Origin of the sequence: Corynebacterium sp. 401_CJEI (genome assembly GCF_001076435.1) — a bacterium.
Taxonomy (GTDB): domain Bacteria; phylum Actinomycetota; class Actinomycetes; order Mycobacteriales; family Mycobacteriaceae; genus Corynebacterium; species Corynebacterium jeikeium_D.
In genome coordinates, this window is record NZ_JVIP01000040.1 from 25452 (window position 1) to 39088 (window position 13637).

General features: G+C 61.7%; 13 protein-coding genes and 2 tRNA genes. 6 read left to right on the forward strand and 9 right to left on the reverse strand.

The window, feature by feature from the left end; genetic code table 11:
- Positions 1–37 precede the first annotated feature (37 nt).
- Positions 38–823 carry a TetR/AcrR family transcriptional regulator gene (locus ADM64_RS08810; RefSeq protein WP_049190863.1) on the forward strand — a complete coding sequence of 262 codons (786 nt, stop codon included), beginning with the start codon at positions 38–40 and terminating at the stop codon, positions 821–823.
- 62 nt (positions 824–885) lie between these two features.
- On the opposite strand, the gene clpX is transcribed toward ADM64_RS08810, so the two are convergent.
- From clpX to ADM64_RS08835, 5 genes are all read right to left on the reverse strand, one after another.
- A complete protein-coding gene (gene clpX, locus ADM64_RS08815) occupies positions 886–2148 on the reverse strand; it encodes an ATP-dependent Clp protease ATP-binding subunit ClpX (RefSeq protein WP_049190865.1) in 1263 nt (420 codons plus the stop codon).
- Between the two features lie 173 nt (positions 2149–2321).
- Positions 2322–2945 (reverse strand): ATP-dependent Clp protease proteolytic subunit, encoded by a 624-nt coding sequence (locus ADM64_RS08820; RefSeq protein WP_369707172.1) that lies wholly within the window; start codon positions 2943–2945, stop codon positions 2322–2324.
- A 46-nt stretch (positions 2946–2991) separates the two neighbouring features.
- Positions 2992–3564 carry an ATP-dependent Clp protease proteolytic subunit gene (locus tag ADM64_RS08825; protein WP_016422302.1) on the reverse strand — a complete coding sequence of 191 codons (573 nt, stop codon included), beginning with the start codon at positions 3562–3564 and terminating at the stop codon, positions 2992–2994.
- A 141-nt stretch (positions 3565–3705) separates the two neighbouring features.
- Positions 3706–5082 (reverse strand): trigger factor, encoded by a 1377-nt coding sequence (tig, locus tag ADM64_RS08830; protein WP_049193931.1) that lies wholly within the window; start codon positions 5080–5082, stop codon positions 3706–3708.
- Positions 5083–5141: 59 nt separating this feature from the next.
- A tRNA-Pro gene (locus ADM64_RS08835) sits at positions 5142–5218 on the reverse strand.
- 563 nt (positions 5219–5781) lie between these two features.
- On the opposite strand from ADM64_RS08835, the gene ADM64_RS08840 reads away from it, so the two are divergent.
- Positions 5782–5856, forward strand: a tRNA-Gly gene (locus tag ADM64_RS08840).
- 186 nt (positions 5857–6042) lie between these two features.
- Positions 6043–6255: a hypothetical protein gene (locus ADM64_RS08845; protein WP_048735147.1), complete on the forward strand. Its 213-nt coding sequence runs from the start codon at positions 6043–6045 to the stop codon at positions 6253–6255.
- 38 nt (positions 6256–6293) lie between these two features.
- Here the strand turns inward: ADM64_RS08845 and ADM64_RS08850 are convergent, their stop codons facing one another.
- The 3 genes from ADM64_RS08850 to ADM64_RS08860 form a co-directional block, all read right to left on the reverse strand.
- Positions 6294–7814 (reverse strand): alpha/beta fold hydrolase, encoded by a 1521-nt coding sequence (locus ADM64_RS08850; protein ID WP_126107929.1) that lies wholly within the window; start codon positions 7812–7814, stop codon positions 6294–6296.
- Positions 7815–8074: 260 nt separating this feature from the next.
- Entirely contained in the window at positions 8075–9382 is a 1308-nt protein-coding gene (locus tag ADM64_RS08855) for an MFS transporter (protein ID WP_016422298.1), read from the reverse strand.
- A complete protein-coding gene (locus ADM64_RS08860; RefSeq protein WP_049170990.1) occupies positions 9379–10902 on the reverse strand; it encodes a glycoside hydrolase family 1 protein in 1524 nt (507 codons plus the stop codon). The genes ADM64_RS08855 and ADM64_RS08860 overlap by 4 nt, the downstream gene beginning before the upstream one ends.
- A gap of 378 nt (positions 10903–11280) precedes the next feature.
- Here ADM64_RS08860 and ADM64_RS08865 point away from each other — a divergent pair, with 378 nt between their 5' ends.
- Positions 11281–11514 carry a hypothetical protein gene (locus ADM64_RS08865; RefSeq protein WP_049193930.1) on the forward strand — a complete coding sequence of 78 codons (234 nt, stop codon included), beginning with the start codon at positions 11281–11283 and terminating at the stop codon, positions 11512–11514.
- Positions 11515–11660: 146 nt separating this feature from the next.
- Positions 11661–12542, forward strand: a complete 882-nt coding sequence (locus tag ADM64_RS08870; RefSeq protein ID WP_016422295.1) for a hypothetical protein — start codon at positions 11661–11663, stop codon at positions 12540–12542.
- Between the two features lie 16 nt (positions 12543–12558).
- Here the strand turns inward: ADM64_RS08870 and ADM64_RS08875 are convergent, their stop codons facing one another.
- Positions 12559–13176: a DJ-1/PfpI family protein gene (locus tag ADM64_RS08875; protein ID WP_016422294.1), complete on the reverse strand. Its 618-nt coding sequence runs from the start codon at positions 13174–13176 to the stop codon at positions 12559–12561.
- Between the two features lie 147 nt (positions 13177–13323).
- On the opposite strand from ADM64_RS08875, the gene ADM64_RS10835 reads away from it, so the two are divergent.
- A partial coding sequence (locus ADM64_RS10835; protein WP_241486319.1) for a helix-turn-helix domain-containing protein occupies positions 13324–13637 on the forward strand: 314 nt, incomplete at its 3' end.

Consider the following 13637-nt stretch of genomic DNA (forward strand, 5'->3'; position numbering starts at 1 on the left):
CCCCTTAGTCTCTCTCTAGTCCAAGCAAAGGATTTTCATGAAGTCTCCAGGCTCCTCTGATGCAATCCCCCATGCAGTCTTGGTGGCAGCACTTCAAGAATTCACCGCAAAGGGGTATGCAGATGCCCGTTTGGATGCCATTGCTGCCGCCTCTGGTGTCTCCAAGCGCATGCTTCACTACCACTGTGGTGACAAGTTGGGACTCTACAGGGCGACGTGGGCACATGTGCTGGAGACCGTAAGGCCTGACGACGACGACCTGCGCCCGCACTCCAATGTGCCGGTGGAAGCCCTGCAGCATGTGGTCGGTGTTATCTATGACTACTTCTCGGCGAACCCGCTCGCCGTGCGGTTCATCATCCAGGAAAACCTACATCCGGTCCTGCCGCTAGAAGGCGTGACTGGGCTTGGTGGTCAGAGCCCAATTGTTTTGGAGTTTGACCGCATCTTGTTGCTCGGCCGCGATTACGGTGCATTCCGCACTGACATTTCCGCACTTGATCTTTATATTCTCGTGCTCTCACTGGCCACCTTCCCCACCCTGCACCAACGGACTTTTGAAAACCTCTACGGCATTGAAATGCAGTCGACGGTGCTGTCGGACAAGCTGCGTGAGTTCGCACAGGACACCGTGACCAGCCTGTTGACATCCTCGCCTCGCAACGAACCGGGAAGCTCGTACACTTCCTTGCTGGCCTCCCATGGCGCGAACTCGTCCGCGCTTGGCGCAGAGGTCTATGGCGATCAGCCCAACCCAGAGACTCAGGACTTGGCTGCTGATGATGCCCCGGATTACCGCGACATCTACGGCATGGACGACTAGGGCTCCACACAGACATCAAAACCCGGTTAGAGCAGGCGCTCTAACCGGGTTTTCAGCTACCTTTACGCAGTCTTCTTGTCCGCGCTGCGTTCAACGAGTTCTGGCGCTGCACCGTCCGTGATGCATTCCTTGTGGACAATGACCTCCGCAACGTCGTCACGCTCTGGTACGTCGAACATCACGGGAACCAAGATTTCTTCCATGATGCCGCGCAGACCACGGGCGCCGGTATTGCGGCTAATCGCCTTGGCAGCAATGGCGCGCAGTGCCTCGTCGTCGATGGTGAGGCGCACACCATCCATGTCGAACAGGTGCTGGTATTGGCGGACCAGGGAGTTCTTGGGCTCGGTGAGTACGCGAACCAGCGCGTCCTCATCGAGGTTGGTGACCGATGCGATAACGGGCAGGCGGCCAATGAACTCGGGAATCAGGCCGAATCGAACGAGGTCCTCCGGCAGCACGTCGCGGAATGGATCCTTCATGTCCTCGTCGTTAGCCGAGGTGACATCTGCTCCGAAGCCCAGGCCCTTCTTGCCGACTCGCTCCTGAACGACCTTTTCCAGACCGGCAAACGCACCGGCGACGATGAACAGGACATTGGAGGTGTCGAACTGAATGAACTCCTGGTTTGGCAGCTTGCGCCCACCCTGCGGGGGCACGGCGGCTACGGTTCCCTCGAGAATCTTCAGCAGCGCCTGCTGCACACCTTCACCGGAGACATCGCGAGTGATAGAGGTGTTTTCAGACTTACGCGAGATCTTGTCAATCTCATCGACGTAAATGATGCCGCGCTGCGCCTTCTCGACGTCGAAATCAGTAGCCTGCAGCAACTTCAGCAGGATGTTCTCCACATCCTCACCGACATAGCCGGCCTCGGTCAGGCTGGTGGCGTCAGCGATTGCGAACGGCACATCCAGCTTGCGAGCCAGCGTCTGTGCCAGGTAGGTCTTGCCACAGCCTGTCGGCCCCAGCAAGAGAATGTTCGACTTCTGTAGCTCGACGTCGTTGTCCGACTTGGTCTCTGCAGCACGAAGGCGCTTGTAGTGGTTGTAGACCGCGACGGCTAGGGTGCGCTTTGCCATGTCCTGGCCGATGACGTACTCATCGAGGAAGTCGCGAATTTCCATCGGACGCGGCAGGCGGTCGTCGTTGCCAGTTGCCTCGCCGCCGGTGTTGAGCTCCTCTTCAATAATCTCGTTGCAGAGCTCGATGCACTCATTACAGATGTACACACCAGGTCCGGCAATCAGCTTTTTGACCTGCTTCTGACTCTTTCCACAGAAAGAGCACTTCAGCAAATCCGCACTTTCTTGCATACGCGCCATGAGGCTCCCGCCGCCGCCTTTCCGCTTCGTTGCCAATAACTGCTTCAGACCAGCCTACCGTGAGTGTGCGCAAATACCGGCTTCCACGCCAGGGGCGAGGCGAATTTCACGCGATCTCGCCCGGTGCTTTACGACGGCCAGTGCGCAGCACTCCAAAGAGACCATGTCCCCATTTAGGCGTTGTGCTTGCGGTACTCGAAGACCTGGTCGATGATGCCGTACTCGACGGCCTCTTCAGCGGTCAGGATCTTGTCACGGTCGGTGTCCTTGCGGATCTGCTCTGCAGTGCGACCGGAGTGGCGAGCCAACGTCTCCTCCATCAGCTTGCGCATGCGCTCGATTTCGTTCGCCTGAATCTCCAGGTCGGAAACCTGGCCCTGGATTCCCTGGGTAGCCGGCTGATGAATGAGAACGCGCGCATTCGGCAGAGCTGCACGCTTACCCGGTGCACCCGCAGCGAGCAGCACGGCTGCCGCGGAGGCAGCCTGGCCCAGGCACACGGTCTGCACGTCGGGACGCACGTACTGCATCGTGTCGTAGATGGCCATCAGCGAGGTGAAGGAGCCGCCTGGGGAATTGATGTACATCGTGATGTCACGATCCGGGTCCAGGCCCTCAAGCACCAGCAACTGCGCCATGATGTCGTTAGCGGCGGTGTCATCGACCTGGGAGCCGAGGAAGATAATGCGCTCTTCGAAGAGCTTGTTGTATGGGTTGGATTCCTTAGCACCAAAGCTGGAGTGCTCCACGAAAGAAGGAAGCACGTAGCGCGACTGCGGCATCTGCATATTGTTCATCTCCATGTTGATTAAATCGCCTCTAATTATTCGCTACTGTCCGCTTTTAGCGTGCGGTGTCCTTGAGAGCGGTCACGACGTGGTCAACCAGGCCGTATTCCTTAGCCTCAGCTGCGGTAAACCAGCGGTCGCGGTCCGAGTCTTCCTCAATGCGCTCGACCGGCTGACCGGTGTGCTGCGCAATCAGACGAGCCATCTCCTTCTTGGTGGCAGCGAACTGCTCAGCCTGAATGGTGATGTCGGATGCGGTACCGCCAATACCTGCAGATGGCTGGTGCATCATAATGCGGGCGTGCGGCAGTGCGTAACGCTTGCCCTTAGCACCTGCGGCGAGCAGGAACTGACCCATGGAAGCTGCCAAGCCCATGCCGTAGGTAGCCACGTCGCACGGAACAAACTGCATGGTGTCGTAAATGGCCATGCCGGCGGTGACGGAGCCACCCGGGGAGTTAATGTACAGCGAGATATCCGCCTCTGGGTCCTCGGCTGCCAGGAGCAGCATCTGACCGCAGAGCTTATTGGCAATCTCGTCGTCGACCTGCTCACCCAGCCAAATAATGCGCTCCTTGAGCAGCTTGTCGAAAACCGTGTTCGTCGACATCTGGGCGTTATCGCTCATCTGTGTACTCCTTTTTCGTACGTGTGCGAGTTTTGTCGTTCATTAGAGGGTAACGAAAAGGGCCGCCCCTTTGTTTCGGGAACGGCCCTTGTTCGCTATAAGCGTTGCGTCATGTCGAACGCGCCGCGCTAATTGCGGGGCTTACTCAGCGGAGGTGTCCTCAGCCTTGTCGGACTCAGCCTTCTCAGCCTCCGGCTCGACCTCACCGAAGTACTCGTTCAGGTCGATTTCGTTGCCCTCGGTGTCCTTGGCGGAAGCCTTCAGGATCGAGGTAGCCAGAGCCTTGCCGCGGCGAACGTCTGCGAACAGGTTGCCGAGCTGGCCGGACTGCTGAATCTGCTGGATGAACTGGTTCGGGTCCATGCCGTAAGACTGAGCAGTGAACAGGATGTGGTCGGTGAGTTCCTGCTGGGAAACATCCGGCTGGATCTCTTCAGCCAGTGCGTCCAGGAACAGCTGGGTGCGGACAGCTTCCTCAGCGGACTTCTTGGAGTCCTCGTCGAACTGCTCACGGGTGGTGCCCTGTGCCTCCAGCATGGAGTTCAGAACCTTCTCGTCGCCGCCGAACTGACCCAGCAGCTGCTGCAGCTGGCCCTCGACCTGCTCCTTGACAACACCCTCCGGCAGAGCGATGGTGGTCTGCTCCATAGCGGCAGCCAGAACCTTGTCGCGAACCTGCTGAGCCTGCTCACCCTTCTTGGTGTTCTCAACCTGGCGAGCCAGATCTTCCTTCAGCTCGTCGATGGTGTCGAACTCGGAAGCCATCTGAGCGAAGTCGTCGTCAGCTTCCGGCAGCTCGCGGACCTTGACGGACTGAACGGTAACGGTGACCTGAGCGTCCTCTCCCTCGTGCTCGCCAGCAACCAGCTTGGTGGTGAATTCCTTGGACTCGCCCTGGGACAGGCCAACAACAGCGTCATCCAGGCCGTCAATCAGGTCATCGGAGCCAACCTGGTAGGACAGGCCCTCGGTGGAGGCCTCTTCCAGCTCTTCGCCGTCGATGGTGGCGGACAGGTCGATGGAGACGAAGTCGTCCTTCTCAACTGCACGCTCGACGCCGGTCAGGGTGCCGAAACGAGCGAGCAGGTTCTGCAGCTCAGCCTCAACAGCTTCGTCGTCGGCGACCAGCGGGTCAACCTCAACTGCGATGTCCTCGAACTTCGGCAGCTCAATCTCCGGACGGACGTCGACCTCAGCGGTGAACTCAACGAGCTCGCCGTCTTCCAGCTTGGTGATGTCGACCTCAGGCTGACCGATAACCTTCAGGTCCTCCTCGCGAACGACCTCGTCGTAGCGGGACGGAACCATGTCGTTGAGCACCTGCTCCAGGATTGGGCCGCGGCCGAAGCGGGCCTCAATCAACTTTGCCGGTGCCTTACCCTTACGGAAGCCCGGAATCTGGACCTGCTGAGCCAGTGCCTTGTAGGCGTTGTCGAACTCTGGCTTCAGCTCGTCAAACGGGACCTCGACGGTAATCTTCACTCGGGTCTCATTGAGCTTCTCAACGGAAGACTTCACTGGTGCACTCTCCTGCAACTCGATGATTAATTCATAGACCACGGGAGTGCCCGTGATACTGGTCGGGGTAGCGGGATTTGAACCCACGGCCTTCCGCTCCCAAAGCGGACGCGCTACCAAGCTGCGCCATACCCCGTATGCGTCATTCGAAACCTAGCAGAAACCCCTTTGGAGCATCTGCACCGGGGCCCTCATAGTCGCGAAATCGCGTTTCCACAACGGACCCGTATAGATTTACCTGACGATTAATGAAATCACAAAACCACGCGTTCAACCAGGCTAATGCTCTGTCTGAAAACGCTTTACGACGCCATCGAGAGCCAACCTGCCAACTACTACCGGTTTCATGAAAACCATGCATATCACAGGGCGTTTGCATCACCTCGGCACTGCTTTTGGCGGCCTCGTTTACTGCAAACACTCCATTCGTCGGCCGACTCCCCAAAGAAGCCGCCTAAAACGACTGCCCCTTTGTTGAGTCGTGTGACAGTGTAATCAACGGCTATACGCCTGTTTCATATACCCCATATTGCTTTAGTTTCATTTTCTGTTTTTCCCGGCCACAGCCACTTTTCTTTAAATCCTTCGAGAAAAACCTGGCATCGATTTTTGTATGTGCGCTTTAACGAGTTAATATGCCTTGTACCAAGACACGGTCTGGTTGAGGCGAGTGCGCATCTAAACCGGATTTCTGTCTATGGGGATGTCGTATAGTGGCTAATACCTCAGCCTTCCAAGCTGAAGACGCGGGTTCGATTCCCGTCATCCCCTCCATGTGAAAGCACCCTCCGGCCAGCGTCGGAGGGTGTTCTTCTTTTTGACGGGATCCGTCCCGAAATCCGTCACAGGCATGTCACGACCGCGTGCGCGCGTCACGGTTTCATACAGCGTCGGTAACAAGTCGGTGGCACTGTCATGTCGGGTCTTTTGCCGTCGTCACGCACAACTAGTCCCGGCGGCATGAATCCTCGCATCATCGACAAGGACACCGGCGTCGAGCTGTGGACCGTCGCCGAATGCGCGGAGTTCACCGGTACCGCGCGCGGCACGTTCACCAGCTATGCGGGCCGTGGCAAAGCGCCGGTGCCGGCGGCGAAGCTCCACGGGCTGAACCCGCGGAACTCCGACGACGTGCGCGAGTGGCAGAAAGGCCACGAGGCGAAGGGCAAGTAGCCGGCCCAATCTCGGACCGGTCAGCCCGGCATGACCGGTCAGCCCAAGTAGTGGGCGGCGACGACGTTGGCGATCTCGTCGGCGTCGTTGTGGGCGACGAGCACGCCGTGGCCGTGGCCCGGCAGCTCGATGAGCTCGCCGCCCATGACCGCCTGCATCGCGCGGCCGCCCGTGCCGGTCACCGCCGCATCGCGGTCGTAGTGGAGCAGCAGCGGCTTCGACTCGAGGGCGTCGCCGCTGAGTTCCACGGCAGCGCCCTGCCCCGGCCAGCCGAGGCATAGCTGCCCCGACGACAGCGCATCGGCGTTGAGGCGGAAGATGTCGCCGCCGGTGAACTGGTCGAGGTACGTGCGGGGAATGCGGGACGGGTCGGCGGCGGTGACGTTGTCGTTGCAGATGATCGCCCGCTCGATGGTTCCCATCGCCTCGGTCTGCGCCATCATGTCTTCCGGGGTCACGCCCTCGGGTAGTTCGGGGGTCTCCACCTCGCCGGTGACCACGGCGTCGGCGATGTCGGGCCACATGCTCTCCGAGTACGTCGCCGCGAAGGTCTGCTGCAGCAGCACCGACTGATTGCCGGCGCCGGGGCGCATCAGGTTCGCCGCGAAGGAATGGCTGCGCCACGCGACGGGCAGAACGCCGTCGGCCAGCTGCATGAACGCCTCCGGGTCGTCGGCGAAGGCGGCGGGCACGTCGCCCACCTGCGTCGGCGGCGGGTAGACCTGACCCGGCGCGCCAACCTCCTCGTTGATGCGCTGCGACCAGCGCGCGTACACCTGCAGGGCGGTGGTGCCCAGGCCGTACTCGTCGTCACGGTCGGCGATCCACTGGAACATCGCGTTGAGAGCCTCGCGGCGCCACGGCTCGCGCGAGTCTCCGAGCCGAAAGTAACGGTCGGCAGGATCGACCGAGGAATCCAGCACCATCCGGCCCGTCTTGTCCGGGAACAGGGTCGCGTACGTGCTCATCAGATCCGTGCCGTAGGACAGGCCGTAGAGGTGCATGACGTCCTGGCCGAGCACGTCGCGGACATGGTTGAGATCGCGAGCGGTGTTCTCCGTGGTGATGGTCGCCGCGTATCCCGGTTCATTGGCTTCGCAGGAGGCGTACATCGCGCCGACCTGCCCGGAGAGCAGACCCGTCATCGGGATGTCCGCCACGTTGCAGTTCAGCGGGGTGCCCCAGGCCAGGCCGCGCGGCTCGACGGCGATGAGGTCGAAGTGCTCCCGGACGGCGGTCGGCATCCTCACGGCCTCGTCGGAGAACATTCCCAACGCGTCGCCGCCGGGGCCGCCCGGATTGCCTGCGATGACGCCACGGCGCTCCCCCGTCGCCGGAACCCGGCTGACAGTGAGGGAAATCGTCGCGCCCTCCGGGTCGGAATAATCACGTGGCACGTCGATGTCCGCGCACACGGTGCCCGGCGCGGTCATCGCCGCGGTCGGGCACGCGCCCCAGTCCAACCCGCCGAGATCGGCCGGACCGGCGGAGCCGCCGGCCGACGCCTGCGGCACCGACAGCAACGTGCCCGCCAGCGCGAGCGCCGTGACCGGGGCCAACGCCCTGCGGACGAAGGACGTCCGGGACGACGGGGCCGCTGAGACTCGGCTCGCGGACCGGGCCTCGGCACCGGTCTCCACAGAGGAGACGGCGGGGGACGCTGCGCCGAATGCGGCGGGGGACAACTTCTTCGTGGGGCGCACGGGGATAAACACCTTTCATCGACTGCAACGAACGGTATCAAACCGTAACGCCGACCGCACGCCGTTCAAGGCACGAAGATTAAGGCACCGGCCGCACGCTGTTCAACGCACGGAGATCAGGGCACGGACCGCACCCGGTACACCAGCACCGCACCGACGGCGGTGAGCGCGCCCGCGAAAACGTACAGGCCGGGGTACCCGCCGAGGTTCGCCAACGCGAAGGCGGCGAGCACCGGGGCGGCCATGTTCGGGCCGGCGACGGCGAGGTTCATGACGCCCACGTCACGCCCGCGCTCATCGGCCTTGGGCAGCACCTGGTTGATCAGGGCCTGATCGACGGCCATGAACACGCCCCACGACAGACCCAACAGCACCGCCGCGCCGACGACCATGGCGAAGCTCCCGGCGAACGCCATGATCGCGCAGGCCCCGGCGACGCCCATCGACGACAACGCCACGAACACCCGGCGCTTGCCCATCTTGTCGGACACTTTGCCCGACAGGATCGCGGTGACGATGACGCACAGGGCATACGCGCCGGTGAGGACGAGTACGCCGGCATCCGGATCGGGGTGGCCGATGTGATCGCGCAGGTAATAGAACAGGTAGAACAACGCGACCGAGTTGCCCGTGGTCACCAGGAACCGGGCGATGAACACCCACGTGAAGTCGCGGTAGAGCCCTCCGGGCACCTCGGCGACGGCGGGCACCACGGCGTCAGCGTCCCCGCCGGCGTCGTCAAGCACCGGAGATGCGGCCGCCTGCGACCGCACCCGGGACACGTCGCGGAAGCCCGGCAGGAACTGGCCGATGAGCACCAGCAGCAGCGCCGCGGTGACGATGTACGCCAGCCCCAGGTCGAACACCGTGGCCACGACGGTGCCCAGCACCACGCCGAGGGTGTACGTCAGCCCCAGCACACCCGAGACCACGCCGTACTGATTGTCCGGCACCGTATCCGGCGCCACCGCCTGGGCCGCGTTGATTGACGCCGCGATGGCCAGCTGGAACACCGCCCACCCGATGGTCAACGCCATGAAGCCCGGCGCGGCGCCCAGGAACACCAGCGACCCGGCCGCCGCCAGCCCGCCGAAGAGGATCCACGGGGCGCGGCGGCCCCAGCGCGTGTCCGTGCGGTCCGACAACCACCCGGCCAGCGGATGCCCGATGATGGAGAAGAACCCGCCGACCGCCATGAGGAGCGCGAACTTCTCCTCCTTCTCCCCCGGATGCCAGATGAGGATCTGCTGCGCCAACAACAGCTGCGTCGGCGCTGCCCACGAGATGTTCTGCCCCAGGTACAGCAGGCCGTACCGCACGATCCAGCCGGTGGTCACCGGCGTGCGCTGGGCGGGGTCGGCGGTGAAACGCCCGACGTCGGAGATGGCGCGTTCGGAGGAGCCGGCGTGTTCGGAGGAGCTCATCCCTGCACCCCATCCGGCTCCGGCGGCTGCGCCCGCACGTTGGGGTCGGTGTGTTCGTCCGCGACGGGGTAACGACGGCCTGCGGTGTAGCGCCGGTGCAGCTCCGGGGTGATCCGCCCGGTGCGGGCCAGCTCGGCCAGCAGGTGGCCCGACGGCTTCATCGTCCGTTCCTGCGTCTCGTAGTCCAGGTGGACGATGCCGAATCGCGGCTCTTCGCCGTCGGCCCATTCCCAGTTGTCCACGAAGCACCAGTGGTACCAGCGCTCGATGGGCACGTCCGACTCGGCGATGGCCCGCAGGTGCTCCAGGATGAACCGCGGCCGGAACGACTCCAGCCTGCGGTCGGCAGCCCCGGCGTCCGGGTTGGCGTAGTCCCCGGCCGGATTCGGCTTTTCGACGCCCGCGTCCACGCCACCGACCGACAGCTCCAGATCGCCGAGATCGCAGGTGCCGTTTTCGGTGATCCAGACCGGTCCGCCGAAACGCTCGTTCAGGTCGCGGGCGCATTCGACCAGGCCCTCGGGGTGGATTTCCCACCCGAGGTCGTTGACCGGAGCCCCGACGAAGGTGCCGTCGTCGAACTTGTCGACGGCCGTGCGCGAGTAGTAGTTCAGGCCCAGGAAGTCGTGGTGGCGGCCCGACGGCAACCCGCGGCCGACCTTCGCCCCGCCCAGCAGCGGATGGAACTTCCCCGCCAGATGCGCGTCGGCGACGATGTCCTGGAACAGATGCCGATTGATCCGCGCCAGGCCGCGGTGGATGGGGTTGCGCGGATTGCGCGGCGCGAACGCCCGTGCGTGGTGGGCGATGCCGACCTTCGCCCGATCCCCCTGGATGCCGTGGATGACCTCGTAACCGCGGATGTGGGACACCGCCATGTTGCGCAGCACGGCCATCGTGTCGCCCCACGAGCGGTTGCCCGGCGGGCCCGAGCGGAACATGTGCGCCTGGGTGGCGTACACGTTCGGCTCGTTGACGGTGATCCACTCGTCGACGAGGTCGTCGAGCGCCCGCACGGTCGTCTCCGCATAGCGCAGGAAAGCCGCCGGCGATTCATCGGAGGTGAAGCCGCCGCGCCGAGCGAACCAGAGCGGATTGACGAAGTGATGGAGCGTCACCAGCGGACGAATCCCCTTGTCCCGCAGGTCGGCAATCTCCTCACGGTAGCGATCCAGCACCGCATGGTCGAACTCCCCCGGCCGCGGTTCGATACGCGCCCACTCCACGCCGATGCGAGCGATGGGCAGACCCAGCGACGCCATGAGCTCGTTGTCCTCCCGCCACCGGTTCCAGTGGTCGGTGGCGCGCAGCGGGGTCGAACCATCGGCGATGTTGCCGGGCTCGCGGGCCCAATCGAACCAGTCGTTGTTCTCGTCACCGCCCTCGATCTGCCCGGCGGCCGACGCCGTGCCGATCAGCAGACCCCGCAGATCGACGTCGTGATGCAACGGCTTCGCGAGCGGCGACGTGCGCGGCTGAGGATGGAGAGTTCGGTCATTGGCAGGCACATTGGTTGACATGCCGACATCCTATGTCACACATCACGCCTAGTTTTTGGTTTTCAAACAAAATATTATGGGTTTCGCGCGTCGACGGGGTCGTCGTAAAGCAACCGAGTAGAGCAACCGGATCGTTCGCGAAAAATCCGCTCCCCCTGGAACGAATCGGAGCCCCGGCCCGTTGTTGACGATGTCCCCCCCCCCAAAAAATAATCAAAAATCACGTTAGGAACCCCACTTGTCAGCCTTCTAAGCTGAAGACGCGGGTTCGATTCCCGTCATCCCCTCCACGCAACCGGGCGCATTGCTCCCGGTTTTTACTTTCTGAGCCGACGTCCGGGGACCAGAAATTCTTCTGACCTCTGTTCAGGATCCAGTGCTACGGGTACTCTGGGCACCATGAAGCCCACCATTATCGATGCCGATACTGGACACGAACTATGGACCGCGGTCGAATGCGCTGCTTTTTCCGGCACCGCACGTGGCACTTTCACCAGCTACGCTGGCCGCAAGAAGGCTCCTGACCCCGTCGCGAAGCTTCATGGGTTGACCCTGTGGGATTCCGAAGAAGTTCGCGCATGGCACGCCAATCGGAAGAGCCGCACCAAGAGCACCGACTCCGCCGAATCATAGATACCTACCCATACCCAATCATTTCCTGGTTCCCGAGCTACATCTGTCGGACAGATATGTAAGCTCGGGAACTTTTTTCGCTCTACATGCGTTATCTCAAGTAATTACAAGCAGTACCCGCAATTTCCTTTTTGGAGGCCTAGCCCATGGGGGCTTTAATCCTGATCGCGATCACCGTCGGCGGCGCAATTATCATCGCGTCGATGGCTCAAAACCGCTCTAACAGGGCCTTTGATGCTCGCCAGAACAATCAATTGGAAGACGCCGTCGCAGACGCCCGCCGATGGATTGAGCGACTGGGCTCACAGGTATTGAACCTGGCTGGCACCGATTCGGCTTCCACGCAGGCTCTTGCTGACGCATCCGAGCGCTACAATGCCGCTTCCTCGCAGATTTCTACTGCGCGCACCCCGGCACAGGCGCGAATGGCCCGCGAATCGGCGCTGGAGGGCCTGCACTACATCAATGCGGCTCGCGAAATTATGGGCCTGCCGGCGGGGCCGACACTGCCACCGCTGGAGGGGCAGAAGGCCGCTGGTTCTGTGACCGAAACTCGCACCATTGAGCACGAAGGCCACTCGGTTACCGCCTCTCCATACGCCACCCCGGAAACTCCGAACTACTACCCCGGTGGTCGTGTCGCTGGCCGTCCGGTTCCGGCCGGTTGGTACTCCGAGCCATGGTGGAAGTCCGCGCTCCGCACCGGTGTCTGGACCGCAGGCTCGATGCTGCTGTTCTCTACCCTCTTCCACGGTATGGCCGGTGTTGCCTACGGCGCTGATGAGTTCGCCAGCGGCATGGGCACCGGCGCTGACGACTTCGGCGGCACCGAGGACTTTGGAGCCGAAGACTTCGGTGGCGACGATTTCGGTGGAGATGACCTTGGCGGCGACTTCGGTGGCGGCGGTGCAGATGCCGGTGACGCAGGCGACGGCGGAGGCTTCTTCGACGGCCTCTTCGGTGGCGGCGACGGCGGCGGCGACGGCGGCGGATTTTTCGACGGCGGATTCGACGGTTTCGATATTTAGAAAAAGCCCGGCGCCGCTATTTCGCTAAATCCGCAAAAGGATCGACAGTGCCGTCTGTCTGAGGCCGATACTCAATTTTTCTGGCGGCGAATCGACCAGCTTCCTTGCCAAGGATGCTGCTAATTAAAGCAACAGCCATATCCATACCTGCTGCGACTCCTGATGAGCTCCAGCGATCTCCGTCTTCAACCCATCGAGCCGCTTTCACCCACGTCACTTCGTTTCCGAACGAGGTAGCCCAATCAAAAGCCAACTTATTACTAGTTGCCCGCTTTCCTTCAAGAAGCCCAGCCGCAGCAAGCAGTGCGGAACCTGTGCAAACCGATGCCACTAACCGCGCCCGGGATCCGAGGTTGTTGAGCCAGTCCAAAAACTCTGCATCGTCAACTAGTGTTCTACTCCCGGCTCCACCAGGAACTAGAAGAATATCGACCGTTTCGAGGTCAGTGGCACAACGTGTGGCGATAACCTGCGCCCCCTGAGCGCTGGTTATCGGACCAGCAATGTTGGCGACATATTCGACCTCAATCTCTGGGACATGGCCAAAAAGGCCAACCGGTCCAAATACGTCCAAGAGCTCGAACCCGGGGAATAGCACAACAGTTACTCGGCGATGCGCTTCTTGATTTGTCATACGACAATTCCTACTCCGTCTACACATGAAAAAAGGTCTGGTCCCAGAGTTTTCTGGAACCAGACCCCTTTTTTATTCCTATCAACAGATAGCGAACAGCAATCCCTTTAAGCTTCTGGCAGCTCCGGGGGTAGGTTCAGGCGGTGAATGCATCACCACTTTCGACCAGGAGAAGTAGTGAAGCAAACCCGCCGAACGAAATACAGTGCCATCAAACCGATTGCGCTTCAACACATCGCCAACGGGGCATCAGCAAGCGCAGTTGGACGTGAGTTAGGGATACCCTCACCAACTGTCAGGCGGTGGGCGCGACAAGCCGGAATTGAGATCCAGCACCAATCGCACTACCCGAAGGTCTCGATGATGCATAAGCATCGCGTGATCTACGAGATGCTTATGGCCGGCTCATATAGTGTTGCCGAGATTGCCGCGCAGGCTGGGGTGTGCACAACCACGGTGTA